The following is a 16,583-nucleotide window of genomic DNA, read 5'->3' on the forward strand; positions in this document are numbered from 1 at the left end:
CCCTTAACAACGCTCAAATCGACCGCCATGGTCTTAAACGAATCATCAAATTTTCTATGCATTTCTACAAATTTAAAATTACTATCTAAATCTGTCTCGCTTTAAAGGTAGCAACTCCATACTTCAGCTATATAATGCTTGATGCCTGTTTGTTGTGCAATGGTTTTCGCTGTGGCCTCGTTATCTCCGGTAAGCATATACAGGTCAATGCCCGAATCCTGCATTTCCTTGATTGCCGCTACTGATGTTTCTTTTATTTTATCGGAAATTGCAATGACCGATAGGGCCTGTTTGCTATTTGCGAACCAAATAACGGTTTTGGACTGACTGCCCCATTCGGCAGCTTGCTGTTGTAGCTGTTTGGTAATCGTGATGTTGTGCTCAACTAGCAACTTTTTATTGCCTACATAGTACGTTTCATTATTATAATCGGCCTTTGCACCTTTACCGGTAATACTATCAAAGTTCGATAACGGGATAGTAGAAACTCCGTCCAGGTGTTTTACTACAGCCTCTGCCAATGGGTGCTCTGATTGCTTTTCGATACTCAACAGAACATCTTTAGTCGCATCGTCATTGCCCAGCCATTGAATAGCCATAACCTGTGGTTTTCCCTCGGTAATGGTTCCTGTTTTGTCCAGAACAATAGCGTTTACTTTTTTTGCCAGTTCCAGACTTTCTGCATCCTTGATCAAGATGCCTTTTTCAGCACCTTTACCAACGCCGACCATAATAGCAGTCGGAGTCGCTAAACCTAAAGCACAGGGACAAGCAATTACCAGTACGGTAACGGCTGCCAACAATCCTTGCACAACTCCGTTGTCACCTCCTAAAATCAACCATATAACCAATGTTAGGATAGCGATGCTGATTACTACGGGAACGAAAATACCTGCGATTTTATCCACCAGTTTCTGTACGGGTGCTTTGCTCCCCTGCGCATCCTGCACCATTTTGATGATTTGAGCAAGCATTGTTTCTTTGCCTACTTTAACCGCTCTGAACTGGAAGCTGCCTCTCTGATTAATCGTTCCCGCAAATACCTTTTCGTTTTCTTTTTTCAATACAGGAACCGGTTCGCCGCTTAACATACTTTCGTCCACATACGAATTACCCGATGTTACCATACCATCTACTGCGATTTTTTCACCTGGCTTTACCAAGATGATGTCACCCGTGTTTACATCTTCAATGGCTTTTTGTCTTTCCGTGCCGTCCGCTTCTATTGTGACAACTGTTTTTGGCTGTAGACCCATTAGTTTTTTAATGGCTGATGACGTGTTTCCTTTGGCTTTTTCCTCCAATAATTTACCCAATAAAATAAAGGCTATAATGACTGCCGCGGCCTCAAAATATACGTGGGCATGTAAACCCCGTTGATGCCAAAAGTCCATAAATAGCATATTGAATACACTAAATGTATAGGCAATACCCGTACTTAATGCAACCAATGTATCCATGTTGGCGGAACGGTGTTTGGCCTGCTTCCAAGCATTTATAAAGAAGTCTTTCCCTAACCAAAGAACTACCGGCGTAGAGAAAAGCCACATGATCTCATTGCCATAAGGTAGGTTCATGAAGAACATACCGATAACGACTACCGGTAGCGATAGGATTACCGCCCAAATAGTTTTGTTTTTAAGTTTGCTGAACTTTTCGGCATGGATAGCTTCTAAGGTTTCCTGTTGCTTGTTTTCATCTTCTATTAGTAAATCGTAGCCAGCTCCCTGAACAGCTTTTTGAATTTTAGAAGCATCCGTCATACTGGGCAGATATTCTACTGTAAGGTTACCTGTGGCAAAATTTACAGCAGCATCGATAACACCTGGCTCGTATTTTACAATGCTTTCGGCACTTCCCGCACAAGAAGCACAAGTCATACCCAATACAGGAAATGAGTTTTTAACAGTTGGTACACCATAGCCAAGACCTTTAATAGCCTTCACTGCATCTGCTACAACTTCTTCGTTGTCAACCGTAATCGTAGCTCTGCGGTTATTAAGTTCTACTTTGTGCGTTTCAACACCCTTTACCTGCGCCAATCCTTTTTCAACGATTAATGCACAGTGTTCGCTTTCTACATCCTCTAAAGGGATATAAATAGTTTCTCTATTATTATTTGTCGCCATATTCCGATTGCTTTTACTTACAATACAAAATTGGCTACAATTATTTGGATGGCTGTTGCGGAATTATGGGTTTGATTTGTAAGATTTACTTAAATTTTATCCAAAGGTTTTCTTTTGTCTTCTCGTATTTGCTTGAAATGGCTCGGCGTAAGTCCGGTTACTTTTTTAAATTGATTGCTCAAATAGGCAACACTTGAATAGTTTAGACGGATCGCGATTTCACTTAAAGATAGTTCATCATATACCAATAATTCCTTTACCTTTTCAATCTTTTGAGCAATAAAATACTTCTCAATAGTCGTGCCTTCAATATCGGAGAACAAGTTAGAGAGATAGTTGTAGTCGTTGTGCAATGCATCACTCAATACGTCTGAAAGATTGGTTTTTGCATCATTGTCCTGATGGTGCACCAAATTAATGATAACGTTTTTTATCTTTTCAATTATACGGCTCTTCTTGTCGTTGATAACCTGAAAACCCAAGGGGTCCAAAGCATTTTTCAATGCTTCACGCTCTGCTGTGGTTAAATCTTTTTTAAGAGAAATTTCGCCCAACTTTACGTTAGCCTCTATACCAAGCTTGTTGAGCTCATTTTGAACAACGAGAATGCAACGGTTGCAGACCATATTTTTGATGAACAATGTACTCATATCATTAAATCGAAATTCTATATGGAAATTGGTATAACAGCCAAATTTACAATTTAATTGGATTACACTGATCGCTTTCGGTTTTTATTAAATTTCTATCAACGCATTAGCTAACTCTTTTCTTATAAACCCGCTTCCCACTGCCTTGTTTCAGTTGCTATTACGACCAACCTGGTTCCTCCTGTAACAATCGGCATTCAACTATGTCTCTATATTAAAAAATATAATATGCTTGAGCTTATCGGATTAACTAAAGGCTATGGATCGCAGCAGGTATTGCATATTGCACAACAAACTTTTGACGGAGGGGTGACTTATCTTACAGGTCAAAATGGATCAGGGAAAAGCACCTTACTAAAATACTGGCGGGCCTTATAAGTTTCCATGGACAAGTGATATTGGATGGTAATATTAACTTAAAAAAGAATCCAATTACCTATCGAAAACAGGTAAATTTTGGGGAAGCTGAACCTCGTTTTCCTTCATTTTTTTCAGGTTGGGATATGATCGAGCTCTTTACGAAATCAAAAAGTGGGATCGTCGAAGACACAAGAGAGCTCATAAATGATTTTGGCATGCATCACTATATGCGTGAAAGTATTGGTGATTATTCTGCGGGTATGCTTAAGAAATTATCCATTGCGTTGGCTTTTATCGGAAATCCGAAGGTCATACTGCTCGACGAACCATTCATTACTTTAGACGAATCGGCTTTGCATATACTGTCTTTACAGATACATCGTTGTGCTATATTGAAGAAGATTGACTTTATCATTACTTCTCATCAAACACTTCCATATATCATACCGGTTAACCACCTGTTTTTGCTTGAAAATTATCAGCTACATCGATATGCGCAATTTGACAGGAACTGGTAAATATCTTATTCAGTCATTCGGTAAGGCATTCTATCAGCAATATGCTGCCGGGCTGATCGCCTCCTATATTCTATTATTTGGTTATGGCATTTTTATAAAAACGGCCGGACATATTCCTTCCGGGCAGGAACATACAATTTATTTGGTTTTGTTATTGAATTTTGTTCAATCACCGATTATTGCAACAATTGTCCTTGTCTTATGGTTGATCTATACCATTAATACGTGGTTTTTTATCGTAAAATTAAGCAAAACACAGGAATACCTCTTTTGGTATTATAGTATTACCGCGCTTCCTCTTCGATCACAGATCATTGCTTGGTGGTGGCTTCAAGTGTATCTTTCGCTTCCGTTTATAGTGTACTGGACGCTTGCACTAACTTATGGTTTAATCGTAGGTAAACTTACTTTAGCCCTGCTAACAGGTTTGTACTTGTTACTATTGACAATACTAAGCAGTATAATCTATGTATATCGTTTCAATTTTCTTGTTTTTAAACAACTTAAAAAATTTCGTATCACCGAAATAGTTAAACGGCTTCCCAAACCCTTTTTTTGCATTTTTCTTTTTGAACTATTAACAAATCAGTCGCTCGCTTTACTCGTAACTAAAGGTATCTCTTTTGCGTTCATAATCGGTGCCTTTTCATTTTTTGAAGAGATAGATGAACCGCTCCGTTTTCTTAGTATTCTTGGTATAAGTATATCCTTAACCCACGCTTTGATCCTGTTTTTGATACACCGTTTTTGCGAAAAGCAACTGTATTTCATACAACAACTCGCCATCGAGCGATGGAAAATTTATATATATGAGATAAGCGGGTTCTTTTTACTGTTATTGCCTGAATTTTGCTTACTCGGTTCTTGTTTTTCATTTACATTGCTTCCCATAACAATATTAATCAGTCTAGGAGGTGTTTCGCTGCTACGCTCTTTCTTTTATGTTACTAAAGCTAGCGTGTTGCCGTTTTTAAAATGGAGCTTTAGTTGGTTTTGCCTTGCCATACTCCTTACCTTGTTTGACGCAACGCTCGCGCTTGGTTTGCTGAATTTAGGAGGTGCATTTATTATCTTTTACATTCGATACTATAGACGTGAGATGTTAATTTAAATGACCATCGGGCTTTCTGACCTAAAACGGTCAGACACTAGTTTCACACTGATTTGACACTAGTTTCACACTGATTTGGCACTGATTTGACACTGGTTTAGTACTGATTTAACACTGGTTTAGTACTGATTTGACACGAATTTGGTTATATCTTAGTACTTCCATAGTACTATGGATAATGAAGATAATAGCAACACCATTTTATGCTCGGATATTTTCGAAGAAGCATTACATTTAGTATTTTGCACGGTAAAATAACGCAATTATTCGGATTCATGAGCGTTATAAAATCGTGGAATGTGCAGACCTGTTTATTCAGAAGGATTTGAATAAATCATGCCCCTGATTGAGGAGCGATCTGTATGTTTTCGTTACCACTTAAGAGACAATTTATTCTGATGGAAAATACTAGAACGAGCGGAGCTAAAATCTTGTTTGCAGAAGACAACGAGGTCAATCGGTTTTATCTTCGATCTCTTATCGAACAGCACTTTAAAGATGTACTTGTTTTAGAGGCAAAAAATGGCAAAGAAGCTGTTGAAATATACGAAGCGTATAGTCCCTCTTTGATACTACTCGATTTAAATATGCCCGTGATGGGAGGGGAGGAGGCGGCCACAGCAATTAAACAGTTGGCTGAAACTAGAGGGGAAGATAAACCCAAAATAATTGCGTTAACCGGGGCTTCACTTGACTCAAGGAGGAGACTACTTAATCAAGATGCAATTGACGACTATATTATCAAACCATTTTCTGCGGATAGCCTGTTAGATATGTTGACAACGACGATTGTACATAATAAAAGTACAGAAGAAGGCAGTACAACGAACATATCTGTTAAAAGAGAAAGTAGCACACAACAAGATAAAAGGCATTTTGATTACGAAGAACTAAAGCGTTCTTTGGCGAATGATCAACAATTGATCGATGAAGTATTGACTTATGTATTAGCTAGTTTGGATACTTTCTTGCCTAGATTTAATAGTTTAATACGAGGACAAAACCAAGATCAGATACAAAGCGTAGCACATGAACTGAGAGGAATAGCACTCAACGCACGTCTTTCTTTGCTCAGCGAATATTCCTTGTTAATCGAAAATCAAAGTAGCTTTGATGAAGATTTTCTCCGTAAGCACTTAAAAAAAGTGGATGAAGAGATTAATGACGTAAAACCTATGCTGATGGCGGTACTTCGCGAGTAATAACCGAATGAAAATAATATTTAGTTGGTAGGTAGACAGCAACAATGAAAGAATTAATCACAAGTAGGCTTGTATTGAAAGCGGTAAGTGAAGAAGATATACCTTCCTATTCTAAATATTTTAATGATTATAAGGTAATTCGTTATCTTTCTGCTGAAGTACCGTGGCCATATCCCGAAAATGGAGTCAGAGATTTTTTAAGAAACGTGATTATTCCACAGCAGGGAAATAATCGTTGGGTTTGGGGCATATATTTAAAGTCGAAACCCAAAATATTAATAAGATGCATTGATCTTTGGAGAAAAGGAACACCCGAGAACAGGGGTTTTTGGTTGGCACATGATTATTGGGGTATGGGAATCATGACTGAAGCGAGTATAGCCGTAATAGATTACGCTTTTACCGATTTGGGTTTCAAAAAAATGATTTTCTCCAACGCGGTAGAAAATATTGCCTCTAGAAGAATAAAAGAAAAAACCGGTTGTCGATTTATAGGAACGATTCCTGCAAGATTTGTCGATCCAAAGTTAACTGTTAGCGAATTATGGGAGCTAACCAAAGATGATTGGACTGAATACCAACACCGCTTTTCTTAATAGAAGAAAACTCCCCGCATTTAGTGGGGAGTTTTAAGTTAAACACCTAGGAGTGTGTATTCGAATCTCCTTCCTATTTTTCGACCTTCAATGAAGCCATTTTTAAGAAGGTAAGAAAGTCTTACGGCAACTACTTTTTCCAATTTATAAGGGTCCAGTTCCGGTTGTGCTTGTTGTAGAACATCCAGGATATCTTCTTTAAATCCCTGTCCAACGTTCGTCAATGCATAACTAATCTTATGATCTAACTTGGAATGTGGATCGAACTTTTCTACAGGTTTAAGCACCTTTTTATTGGCTTTGCTTTCGAGTGCATAAACAGCTGAGGATGGAATAAAACCTGTTAGGCTATTTGCTTTACTGCCTGTAATGCCTTCAATAGTTTTGTCAATGCTTTTTATTTCCTGTAAAAGCGCTTCCCGCATTTCTTTCAAGTATTCGATGACTTGTTTTTCTTGAACTTGAGCTTTCATGTAACGTTAGTGATTGGTTTTTACAAACTTATATAATTTAAAGAAATTATACAATGCTAAGAATACGATTGATCCTTAGTTGTGGTGAAAAAGCCAAAAAAGATATTACTTGTTCTTTTTAAGGTATTTAATCACCATGCTAAAAACAATGAAGGGAGGCGATTGTCGCATTTTCCCCTGAAAATGTCTTGTTGTGCAACTGTTGTTTTTCTATAAATCAAATAAGTTTGCGTTGTTACGATTTTGTGATAAGATATAGGTACTAAGTATTAAATGCAGGCCTTACGTATGCGAATCACGATATCAGGAATTTAAACAAATCATTGACAGGCTGTAAGAATAAATATATCAACATAATAGTAAAAATACCATGGAAGAAAAAATTATATCACAACGGATTACGACAAATTTTTGGTTCGATAAACAGGCAGAAGAAGCTGTTCAATTTTATACTACAGTATTCAAAAAAAGTAAAATTGGGAATGTCACCCACTATGTAGAAGAGGGGTTTGCACATCATCAAAAACCAACGGGATCGGTGATGACTATTGAATTTAGTCTTGATGGTCAAGAGTTTATGGCATTGAATGGCGGCCCGATGTTTAAATTCAATGAAGCGATATCACTCATTGTTAATTGCAAGGATCAAAATGAAGTTGATTATTATTGGGAACATCTTGGTGACGGTGGAGATGAAAAAGCACAAGTATGTGGGTGGCTAAAAGATAAGTTTGGTGTATCATGGCAGGTTGTTCCAGTTGTATTAAATGAAATGATTTTGGATTCAGATGTTGCAAAGGTAAATCGCGTTTTAAAAGCGATGTTTAAAATGAAAAAAATTGATATTGCTACGTTAGAGAAAGCCTATCAGCGTTAATAAAGAAAAAGCAGCAAGCAAATTGATATTATTATTATATTTGCTAATATATTTAGTATATTTACATGCTTTCCTTCGAACATACAGCGTTTGAGTATTTACTGGTCCTGCGGCTACCCAGAGAGGTAGAGCGGCAAGTGACCTATTTTAAAGATGTATTTCAAGATCGTTATAACTTTCCTAATGCGTTAATTACCTACCCTCATCTAACGCTCTTGAAGTTTAGACAATTTAGAAGTTATGAAGAGCTTATCGTAAATAGGCTGAAGCAAATGGCCGGTTATGTTAACCCTTTTCAAATAACATTAAGTGGTTTTAGCCTTTTTGAAAATGTCTTTTTTCTCAATGTAACAACAAGAAGCTTATTTTTAGATATTGTATATAAGCAGCGGTCGTTACTTTTGCCGTTGTTGTGCGCAGGTAGCAATTATTATCATTTTGTTCATCAACCCCATGTAACAATTGCGCGAGCTCTTTTGAAGAACCAGAGTCAAGAAGTCCGTAGAACCTGGACAATGCATTCGTACGAAGCAGACTTTACTGTTTCAGATATGCTGCTCATAAAAAGAGGGGCACCTTATGAATCCTATAAACCTGTTTGTATAATTCGTTTTAAAGGGCACAAATCCTATCCAAAACAAGGAAGGTTATTCTAGCTTGCTTTTAATAGACTAAACGTCCTTGTCTATAACGGTGACGATAAGTAGAAGGAAACTTAAAGTTGCACAGATGGCACGTATCGTGTTAAAGAACACCCATTTCGTTTGAAAAATATCTTTTTGCCTTATTAGTTCTTGCATGCTTAGCTGTTGAAGGTCAATTTTATTTAAACCTTCATTTATGGGAACATTTATGACAATCGTAACCATGAATACGCCGAGAAAATAAAGCAACATTGCGAGAACCAATAAAAATAATTTAAGTTGAAGCCCCTGTTTATACACAAAAACAGCTTTTAGTGGTAATAATATCACGGGCAGTAAAAACGCCGTAAGGAACCACGGATTGAGTATCGACTTGTTAAATGATTGCATCGCCAGTAATGATTCAAATGCTGGTAATTTTTTTAAACCGGGCATTATTGCATTACTCCATGTAAAGAAAAGACCAGACATGAGTGCCGTTGTTAAGAGGGTGACTAAAGTTAATAGATAATACATAGCTTTACTTTTAAATATTTGTCGAATCTCATTTTGTAGTATGCGCAAATATAACCTGTAGCTGGCTGAGCAAATAGAATAAATACGACAATTTAAGATACACCAGGGGAATAAAAATGATTTGCTCTATCTATTTCTGAAAAATAATGTAAATTCGATTTTATTGAATAAGTAGTTCCTCCTAAAGAAAAAATCGAATGAAATGCTATTTTTTTGTTTTGTATCTTTTATTACTAACGTTTTCTGTAGATGCTCAGGGTATTCGTTATAATACAAAAACCAATATATCTTATTATGAAGAGGGAACCCAATCGGACAATTATAAGAAAGAACGATGTACGCTCGATCTTTATTTCCCGGAGAATAAACGTGATTTTGCTACCGTTGTGTGGTTTCACGGAGGTGGCTTAACTGGAGGGGAGAAGGAGATTCCACAGGCATTGAAAGATCAAGGGATTGCCGTTGTCGGTGTAAGTTATCGATTGTCTCCAAAGGTTAAAGGAATTGATGTTATTGAAGATGCGGCGGCAGCAACGGCATGGGTGTTTAAGCATATCAAGGAGTTCGGAGGCAATGAGAAATTGATTTTTGTTTCCGGTCATTCCGCAGGTGGTTACCTTGGTATGATGCTGACCCTCAACAAAGCCTATCTGAACAAATATAATATCGATGCAAATCAAGTTGCCGGGATAGTACCTTTTAGTGGTCACACAATTACTCATTTTACGATAAGGCAAGAAAGAGGAATTCGCGACGTGCAGGCAGTAGTTGATGAGTATGCTCCGTTATTTTATGTAAGAGCTGACGCACCACCACTTTTATTGATAACAGGCGATAGGGAACTGGAACTTTTAGGTAGATATGAGGAAAATGCTTATATGGCCCGTATGATGAAACTTGCGGGGCATAAGGAAACATCTCTTATCGAATTAGGAGGATATGGTCATAATATGACTTTTCCGGCCTTCCCTTTATTGATTAAAGAAATTAATAACAGGACAAAAGAGATTACACAAAGTTTAAAATAGGCAAGGCCGCTCCGTAAATTATTTATCAAGTTATGAGATCTATTTCCAATTGTATCGCATTTATTATTGCCATAAGCTGTTTAATTTTTCATTGTATGGAGGTAAAGGGTATGTCAAGCCCACCAATTGATAGTAACAAAATAGTCGTTGCTGATGCGAAACTACAACTAATAGGAGACGGTTTTGCTTTTACTGAAGGTCCGGCCGCAGATAAGGATGGAAACGTGTATTTTACTGATCAACCCAATAACCGTATTTGGAAATACGATCTAAATGGAAAACTTAGTGTTTTTATGGAAAATGCAGGAAGAGCAAATGGGCTTTATTTCGATGAGGATGGGGCGCTTATTGCCTGTGCAGATGAACAAAATCAACTTTGGCGAATCAAAGATGGTGCAGTTGAGAAACTGGTTATACACTATCAGGATACACTCCTGAACGGGCCAAATGATGTTTGGGTGGCTTCTAATGGCCTAATTTATTTTACAGATCCTTATTATCAGCGAGATTATTGGGAAAGAAAAGCCCCTGATTTAAAGGTTCAGGCATTGTATTTATATAAAAAGAATCAACAGGTAATCCGATTGGATGAGGAATTTAAGAGACCTAATGGAATTGTTGGTACAGCTGATGGTCGTTATTTATATGTAGCCGATATTGGTGATGATAAAACCTATCGTTATACGATAAAAAAGAATGGGATGCTTACAAAAAAACGTCTTTTCATTCCGCAAGGTTCCGATGGGATGACCATCGATACCGAAGGAAATTTATATCTAACCGGCAACGGAGTTTCAGTTTATGATAAACAAGCCAGAAAGATCGCGCATATTGATATACCGGCAAAATGGACAGCTAATGTTTGCTTTGGAGGTAAAGATAGAAACGTTCTTTTTATCACGGCCAGTGATAAGGTTTTTACATTAAAAATGCGTACCAAAGGCGTACACTAAATCAGTTCGATCTATTCAATTTTTTGCACCAATCTTTTACCCTATAAGATAACAATTTATGTTTCAAAGGTGCACGCCTAAATAGGTGCTGACCCTGCTATTGGTTAATGGTATAGGAGGCACTGAAAGAAATTTAAAAAAGATTGAAATATTTTGATAGCCTATTCGTCTATACCAAAGAGATGAATCAGTTATCAATAGCAAAGAACATGTCAGAAGATAAGCAAAGCAAAATCTTAACAACCATAACTTCTTATGGAAAGGGTTTGCTGAGCTTTATTAGGAAGCGCGTCAAAAGTGATGCGGATGCCGAAGATATTTTGCAAGATGTATGGTTTCAGCTAACGGCTGTTGTCAACTCAGAGCCGGTAGAACAAGTAGGCGGGTGGCTCTATCGTGTAGCAAGAAACCGTATTATCGATAAGTATAGAAAAAGAACGGAAACTTCTTATGATGAGACGGTGGTGGATGATGACGAACAACATGTATCATTTAGTGAATTGCTTTTACGTGTCAATGATACACCGGAGAAAACCTACCAGGATCGATTGATGTGGAAGACTTTATTTAGCTCACTGGAAGAGTTGCCTGCCCCACAGCGGGATGTGTTTATTTGGCATGAATTAGACCATATTCCTTTTTCGGAGATTGCAGCACGTACAGGAGAGTCCGTGGGCACATTAATTTCAAGAAAACGTTATGCTGTATTGCACTTAAGGAAACGTTTACTTGTCTTCTACAACGAGTTGGAGAAATAATTGAATGGGTGAAAATATTAAAATATAAAGTGATGAAACAAATATTTAAAAGTCGATTTAGGTTTATAGTTATACCAATATTAGCGGTCGCCTTCGTGTTTTTGATTAGCTATTTAGTTATGTTATTATGGAATTTCAGTATGGCAACTATCTTTAATGGTGTACATAGTATCAATCTATGGCAAGCAATGGCCTTGTTCGTGTTATCCAAAATTCTCTTTGGGTTTGGGAAAGGCGGGCGCGGCGGGGGTCCCCCTTGGAGCAAACGGAAAATGCGTGATAAATTGGCAGGTATGAATGAGATGGATAAGGAGAAAATGAGAACCTACATGCGTGAAAGATGGTGCGATTGGCAGAACTTTCAAGAGGATAAATCGAACGAAAATTAATCAGAAAAATTTAAGAAAAGTATTATGAATCAGGTATTAATTTTTAAAACGAGTGTAAATGCTCAAAAACATGTGCAGCAGGTAGCCGCCTTGTTCAAATCCATTAAATTAATCAAGCAATGGAGTTTTGATCTGGATGATTGCGATCGTGTTTTACGGGTGGTTTCTTTGAATATTCGCCCTGAGATGATTGAAAATTTGCTGAGAACAGAAGGTATTTATTGCGAACAAATGGAATATGAATTGTAAAATGATTGGGGTCAATGCTTTTATGCGTGTTTCAAATCATTCATAAAAGCATTGATAGTAGCTTTTTATAAACAACATTCGTGAATGATGGGCATTTTGTCTAAGTTTGGGGCTTATTTCCATTATTATGAATAACCCACTTCTGAAGTCATTCGATACACCATTTAACAGTTTTCCATTCGAAAATATAAATCAAGAAGATTTCAAACCTGCGATATTGGAGGGAATAATCCAAGCTAAGCAAGAAATCACGCAGATTGCCGGCAATCCTGCAAGACCAACCTTCCATAATACAATAGTAGCACTTGAAAAAGCAGGGAAACAGTTACACGTCGTCGCCGAAGCTTTCTTTAATATAAATTCTGCTGAAACAAACGACTATCTTCAGAATCTTGCACAGGAAATCTCTCCGCTACTTACCGAATATGGAAATGATGTCACACTTAATGAAGAGCTATTTCTACGTATAAAAACAGTATTCGAAGAGACATCAAAGTCAAGCTTAACCGAAGAAGAATATAAATTGTTGGATAAAACCTATAAGAGTTTCACGAAAAATGGCGCGTTATTGACTGATGCACAAAAAGATCGTCTGCGATTTATTGATAAAGAGCTTGCCTCCTTGAAAGTGAAATTTTCACAAAATGTACTCCACGAGACAAATGCTTATTCTTTGCATATTACCAGCGAGCAGGATTTAGAGGGGCTTCCTAGCTCTGCTAAAAATGCCGCGAAAGAAGAAGCAAAGAAAAGAGGGTTAGCTGGCTGGGTTTTCAGTTTGCAATTTCCGAGTATGATGCCATTTATGAAGTACGCGAAAAAGCGTGATTTGAGACGGGAATTGTATTTAGCTTCCTCAAAAAGAGCTTTCAACAAAAATGAATATGATAATGAAGAACATGTAAAAAAAATAGTCGCTTACCGGCAAGAGCGAGCTGAGTTACTTGGATATGAGACGCACGCACATTTTATTTTACAGGAACGAATGGCGTCCGGCCCAGAGGAAGTGGAGAAATTTCTGCATGATTTATTGGTGAAGGCTAAACCCTTCGCACAAAAGGAAATTAAGCAATTAAGACAGGTGGCTTCTATTGATGATATAGATGAATTGATGCCTTATGATCACGCATACTATGTGGAAAAGTTGAGGGAAGCCCAATTCAAGTTCTCAGAAGAAACTTTAAAACCATATTTTCCTCTTGAAGCCGTAGTCAACGCTGCATTTGATGTTGCGAACAAGTTATATGGGTTGACGTTTCAAAAACGGAACGATATTCAGAAATACCATCAAGAGGTAGAAGTTTTTGAAGTATTGGAAAATGGTATACATAAAGCCTTATTGTATGTCGATTGGTTTCCAAGGGAAGGTAAACGTGCCGGTGCGTGGATGACAAGCTACCAAGGGCAGTCTAAAGTAGAGAGACTAGCGATAAGACCCCACATTTCTATCGTGTGCAATTTTTCCCGTTCCCATGGAGATGTTCCTTCGCTGCTTACATTTAACGAAGTGACTACCTTATTTCATGAATTTGGACATGCCCTGCACGGAATAATGGCAGATACCGTATATGAAAGCCTGTCGGGTACCAATGTGTATTGGGACTTTGTAGAACTGCCATCCCAGTTTATGGAGAATTATTGCTACGATAAAGCATTTCTATCTAGTTTTGCCAAACACTATAAAACAGGTGAATCTCTTCCTTTGGAAGAGATCGATAAGATTGTTGCTTCCGCAAATTTCATGGAGGGCTATCAAACTTTACGACAACTAAGCTTTGGTCTGTTGGACTTAGCTTACCATACAAATCAACTGCAGCCGGACGATAGCCTTGTAGAATTTGAAAGGCATGTAGTTGCAGATACCCAACTTTATCCAGTGATGGAAGGGATCGCTATGAGCCCATCCTTTTCGCATATATTTCCCGGTGGTTACTCCGCGGGTTATTATTCTTATAAATGGGCCGAAGTACTTGATGCGGACGCTTTTGACTATTTTAAAGAAACAGGCGTCTTTAACCGAGAAACTGCCGAAAAGTTTAAGATTTTACTCAGTAAAGGAGGTACCGTTGATCCGATGACGCTTTATATTGACTTCAGGGGAAGGAAACCTTCCGTTGACGCACTATTAAGACGAGCCGGATTAACCGGTAGTTAGATAGTTAGACTTCTTAAATTAAATTTACCCTTCTCATATAGCGGTGAGAAAAATAGATTACACGGTACCCTATAAGAAATGAACAGCAGTAAAATTCTTTTTTTAGTATATTTTTTTTGCGGAATAACGGAATGTTTGGCGCAAGATGCATTGCCTGCAGACTCATCTTTTACTAATGCGATTAAAAAAGGTACACGCACATTGAATGGAATGCCGGGCAGTAAGTATTGGCAAAATGCAGCAGACTACAAACTAAAGATAAAGTTTGAGCCAAAAAGCCGGTTATTATCTGGAACAACGGAAATCATCTATAATAACAACAGTCCGGATACATTGGATGAAATTTGGTTTAAGTTATACGCCAATATTTACAAGAAAGGGGTTGACAGAAAATCTAAAATCGATAAAAAAGATTTAGGAGACGGTCTACTATTGAAGAAAGTTGAAGTTGATAAAAGGGCGATAGAAATCAATAATGCCTTGATTGATGGTGCCAATATGAAGCTGATGGATATTAAGGTACCGCCCCACAGCAATATACGCTTCAAAATAGATTATGAATATACATTGAACGAAGGCTCGCACTTGCGTACAGGAAAGGTAGATCAAGGAGCTTATTTTATCGCCTATTTTTTTCCTAGGATCGCCGTATACGACGATATAGATGGTTGGAACCGATACCCCTATACCGGTGCGGAAGAATTTTATAATGACTTCTGCAACTTTGATGCAGAAATTGATGTACCGGGGGGATACGCTGTGTGGGCGACAGGCGATCTAAAAAATGGAAAAAAAGTATATCAAAAACCTATAAATGATTTGCTGGAAAGGGCTTGTTCATCTGATACGGTTATTGATGTTATCAACGACCACAACGTAAAGTCGAACATGATAACCAAAGGAAGAGCTTTTAATACTTTTAAATTTGAGGCTAAAGGAGTACCTGATTTCGCTTTTGCGCTGAGTAATCACTACGTTTGGAAATCCGTTAGCTTAATGGTTGATTCATTAACCCAACGAAGGACACGTATTGATGCCATCTATAATCCGGTACATAAGGATTACAGAGAGGTGATTGACTTTGCCCGAAAAACGGTAGAAGGTATGAGTTTTTATTTCCCCGCTTGGCCGTTCCCTTATAATCATATGACAGTTTTTGACGGCCTTGACCAAATGGAGTATCCGATGATGGCCAATGATAATCCTACAAAAACTAGAGAGGATGCAATTACATTAACGAATCATGAAATATTTCATACGATGTTTCCTTTTTATATGGGGATAAATGAGACAAAGTATGGGTGGATGGATGAAGGATGGGCAACTATCGGAGAATGGAAACTTTCTAACTATATCGATAGTAGCTATGTAGACGATTACGGAATACAAGCTACGGCTAAGAATTCGGGTAATCGAGACGATACACCGATTGTGACGTTGACGACCGATCTAAGGGGTGCTGGAACTTTTACAAATTCTTATCCTAAACCAGCGTTAGGATACCTCTATGTGGAAGAATATTTAGGAAAAGAATTGTTTAAGAAGGCACTTCATCATTACATTGAAACGTGGCATGGAAAGCATCCACAGCCGTTAGATTTTTTCAATGCAATAAATACGGGCAGCGGACAAAATTTAAATTGGTTTTGGAAAAGATGGTTTTACGGTGACGGTGCGCTGGATTTGGCTATTGAAGACGTGGTAGAAAAGAAAGAGGGTGAATACTCCGTAATCGTTAAAAATAAGGGTACTAAACCGCTTCCCATATACCTTACCATACATTACCTAGATGGTTCGATAGAAAAGAAGAATCAATCGATCGGATCGTGGAAAGATGGGAATAAAACGGTTTCGATAGCTATTAAAACAAACAAGAAAATTAAGTCGATAGAATTAGGTGATACTTATGTGCCTGATAAGAATAATCAAGATAACCTGTTTCGGATTAATTAGCTTTTGAGTTAACTATTATCAT

Annotated in this window: 17 protein-coding genes and 1 pseudogene; 14 read left to right on the forward strand and 4 right to left on the reverse strand. The window is 37.8% G+C overall.

Going from position 1 to position 16,583, the window contains the following annotated elements; genetic code table 11:
• Positions 1-119: 119 nt before the first annotated feature.
• A pseudogene (locus tag RYH73_RS20490) lies at positions 120-2,129 on the reverse strand (heavy metal translocating P-type ATPase); the annotation flags it as partial.
• An 89-nt stretch (positions 2,130-2,218) separates the two neighbouring features.
• Positions 2,219-2,779, reverse strand: coding sequence for a helix-turn-helix domain-containing protein (locus RYH73_RS20495; protein WP_335315351.1), 561 nt, complete (start codon positions 2,777-2,779; stop codon positions 2,219-2,221).
• 228 nt (positions 2,780-3,007) lie between these two features.
• Here RYH73_RS20495 and RYH73_RS20500 point away from each other — a divergent pair, with 228 nt between their 5' ends.
• From RYH73_RS20500 to RYH73_RS20520, 5 genes are all read left to right on the forward strand, one after another.
• Positions 3,008-3,157: a hypothetical protein gene (locus RYH73_RS20500; RefSeq protein WP_335315352.1), complete on the forward strand. Its 150-nt coding sequence runs from the start codon at positions 3,008-3,010 to the stop codon at positions 3,155-3,157.
• Positions 3,158-3,177: 20 nt separating this feature from the next.
• Positions 3,178-3,657: an ATP-binding cassette domain-containing protein gene (locus tag RYH73_RS20505; protein ID WP_335315353.1), complete on the forward strand. Its 480-nt coding sequence runs from the start codon at positions 3,178-3,180 to the stop codon at positions 3,655-3,657.
• A complete protein-coding gene (locus RYH73_RS20510; protein ID WP_335315354.1) occupies positions 3,632-4,768 on the forward strand; it encodes a hypothetical protein in 1,137 nt (378 codons plus the stop codon). Before RYH73_RS20505 ends, RYH73_RS20510 begins: the two co-directional genes overlap by 26 nt.
• Positions 4,769-5,166: 398 nt before the next feature.
• Positions 5,167-5,970: a response regulator gene (locus RYH73_RS20515; RefSeq protein ID WP_335315355.1), complete on the forward strand. Its 804-nt coding sequence runs from the start codon at positions 5,167-5,169 to the stop codon at positions 5,968-5,970.
• Positions 5,971-6,014: 44 nt separating this feature from the next.
• Positions 6,015-6,566 (forward strand): GNAT family N-acetyltransferase, encoded by a 552-nt coding sequence (locus RYH73_RS20520; RefSeq protein WP_335315356.1) that lies wholly within the window; start codon positions 6,015-6,017, stop codon positions 6,564-6,566.
• A gap of 38 nt (positions 6,567-6,604) precedes the next feature.
• On the opposite strand, the gene RYH73_RS20525 is transcribed toward RYH73_RS20520, so the two are convergent.
• A complete protein-coding gene (locus RYH73_RS20525) occupies positions 6,605-7,039 on the reverse strand; it encodes a soluble adenylyl cyclase-like protein (protein WP_335315357.1) in 435 nt (144 codons plus the stop codon).
• 370 nt (positions 7,040-7,409) lie between these two features.
• Here RYH73_RS20525 and RYH73_RS20530 point away from each other — a divergent pair, with 370 nt between their 5' ends.
• Both RYH73_RS20530 and RYH73_RS20535 read left to right on the forward strand, forming a co-directional pair.
• Positions 7,410-7,916 (forward strand): VOC family protein, encoded by a 507-nt coding sequence (locus RYH73_RS20530; RefSeq protein WP_335315358.1) that lies wholly within the window; start codon positions 7,410-7,412, stop codon positions 7,914-7,916.
• 65 nt (positions 7,917-7,981) lie between these two features.
• Positions 7,982-8,572, forward strand: coding sequence for a 2'-5' RNA ligase family protein (locus tag RYH73_RS20535; protein WP_335315359.1), 591 nt, complete (start codon positions 7,982-7,984; stop codon positions 8,570-8,572).
• A gap of 15 nt (positions 8,573-8,587) precedes the next feature.
• Here the strand turns inward: RYH73_RS20535 and RYH73_RS20540 are convergent, their stop codons facing one another.
• Positions 8,588-9,076, reverse strand: coding sequence for an anthrone oxygenase family protein (locus RYH73_RS20540; RefSeq protein WP_335315360.1), 489 nt, complete (start codon positions 9,074-9,076; stop codon positions 8,588-8,590).
• A gap of 197 nt (positions 9,077-9,273) precedes the next feature.
• Between RYH73_RS20540 and RYH73_RS20545 the strand changes: the two genes are divergently transcribed.
• The 7 genes from RYH73_RS20545 (at position 9,274) to RYH73_RS20575 (ending at position 16,561) form a co-directional block, all read left to right on the forward strand.
• Positions 9,274-10,104: an alpha/beta hydrolase gene (locus tag RYH73_RS20545; RefSeq protein WP_335315361.1), complete on the forward strand. Its 831-nt coding sequence runs from the start codon at positions 9,274-9,276 to the stop codon at positions 10,102-10,104.
• Positions 10,105-10,199: 95 nt separating this feature from the next.
• On the forward strand, positions 10,200-11,057 hold the full coding sequence (locus tag RYH73_RS20550) for an SMP-30/gluconolactonase/LRE family protein (protein ID WP_335315362.1): 858 nt from the start codon (positions 10,200-10,202) through the stop codon (positions 11,055-11,057).
• A 182-nt stretch (positions 11,058-11,239) separates the two neighbouring features.
• Positions 11,240-11,815 carry an RNA polymerase sigma factor gene (locus RYH73_RS20555; protein WP_335315363.1) on the forward strand — a complete coding sequence of 192 codons (576 nt, stop codon included), beginning with the start codon at positions 11,240-11,242 and terminating at the stop codon, positions 11,813-11,815.
• A 32-nt stretch (positions 11,816-11,847) separates the two neighbouring features.
• The gene (locus tag RYH73_RS20560) at positions 11,848-12,204 is read left to right on the forward strand and encodes a hypothetical protein (RefSeq protein WP_335315364.1); all 357 of its coding nucleotides are present in this window, start codon (positions 11,848-11,850) and stop codon (positions 12,202-12,204) included.
• Between the two features lie 24 nt (positions 12,205-12,228).
• Positions 12,229-12,453 (forward strand): hypothetical protein, encoded by a 225-nt coding sequence (locus tag RYH73_RS20565; protein ID WP_335315365.1) that lies wholly within the window; start codon positions 12,229-12,231, stop codon positions 12,451-12,453.
• Positions 12,454-12,580: 127 nt separating this feature from the next.
• The gene (locus tag RYH73_RS20570; RefSeq protein ID WP_335315366.1) at positions 12,581-14,608 is read left to right on the forward strand and encodes a M3 family metallopeptidase; all 2,028 of its coding nucleotides are present in this window, start codon (positions 12,581-12,583) and stop codon (positions 14,606-14,608) included.
• A gap of 78 nt (positions 14,609-14,686) precedes the next feature.
• Positions 14,687-16,561 carry a M1 family metallopeptidase gene (locus RYH73_RS20575; protein WP_335315367.1) on the forward strand — a complete coding sequence of 625 codons (1,875 nt, stop codon included), beginning with the start codon at positions 14,687-14,689 and terminating at the stop codon, positions 16,559-16,561.
• Positions 16,562-16,583 lie beyond the last annotated feature (22 nt).

The sequence above is a fragment of the Olivibacter sp. CPCC 100613 genome, assembly GCF_036959255.1.
Taxonomy (GTDB): Bacteria; Bacteroidota; Bacteroidia; order Sphingobacteriales; family Sphingobacteriaceae; genus Olivibacter.

Bases quoted from the DNA above. Each gene is read 5' to 3' on its own strand.
- RYH73_RS20495 (WP_335315351.1), bottom strand. From the start codon at position 2,779: ATGAGTACATTGTTCATCAAAAATATGGTCTGCAACCGTTGCATTCTC.
- RYH73_RS20500 (WP_335315352.1), top strand. From the start codon at position 3,008: ATGCTTGAGCTTATCGGATTAACTAAAGGCTATGGATCGCAGCAGGTA.
- RYH73_RS20510 (WP_335315354.1), top strand. From the start codon at position 3,632: ATGCGCAATTTGACAGGAACTGGTAAATATCTTATTCAGTCATTCGGT.
- RYH73_RS20515 (WP_335315355.1), top strand. From the start codon at position 5,167: ATGGAAAATACTAGAACGAGCGGAGCTAAAATCTTGTTTGCAGAAGAC.
- RYH73_RS20520 (WP_335315356.1), top strand. From the start codon at position 6,015: ATGAAAGAATTAATCACAAGTAGGCTTGTATTGAAAGCGGTAAGTGAA.
- RYH73_RS20525 (WP_335315357.1), bottom strand. From the start codon at position 7,039: ATGAAAGCTCAAGTTCAAGAAAAACAAGTCATCGAATACTTGAAAGAA.
- RYH73_RS20530 (WP_335315358.1), top strand. From the start codon at position 7,410: ATGGAAGAAAAAATTATATCACAACGGATTACGACAAATTTTTGGTTC.
- RYH73_RS20535 (WP_335315359.1), top strand. From the start codon at position 7,982: ATGCTTTCCTTCGAACATACAGCGTTTGAGTATTTACTGGTCCTGCGG.
- RYH73_RS20540 (WP_335315360.1), bottom strand. From the start codon at position 9,076: ATGTATTATCTATTAACTTTAGTCACCCTCTTAACAACGGCACTCATG.
- RYH73_RS20545 (WP_335315361.1), top strand. From the start codon at position 9,274: ATGAAATGCTATTTTTTTGTTTTGTATCTTTTATTACTAACGTTTTCT.
- RYH73_RS20550 (WP_335315362.1), top strand. From the start codon at position 10,200: ATGGAGGTAAAGGGTATGTCAAGCCCACCAATTGATAGTAACAAAATA.
- RYH73_RS20555 (WP_335315363.1), top strand. From the start codon at position 11,240: ATGAATCAGTTATCAATAGCAAAGAACATGTCAGAAGATAAGCAAAGC.
- RYH73_RS20560 (WP_335315364.1), top strand. From the start codon at position 11,848: ATGAAACAAATATTTAAAAGTCGATTTAGGTTTATAGTTATACCAATA.
- RYH73_RS20565 (WP_335315365.1), top strand. From the start codon at position 12,229: ATGAATCAGGTATTAATTTTTAAAACGAGTGTAAATGCTCAAAAACAT.
- RYH73_RS20570 (WP_335315366.1), top strand. From the start codon at position 12,581: ATGAATAACCCACTTCTGAAGTCATTCGATACACCATTTAACAGTTTT.
- RYH73_RS20575 (WP_335315367.1), top strand. From the start codon at position 14,687: ATGAACAGCAGTAAAATTCTTTTTTTAGTATATTTTTTTTGCGGAATA.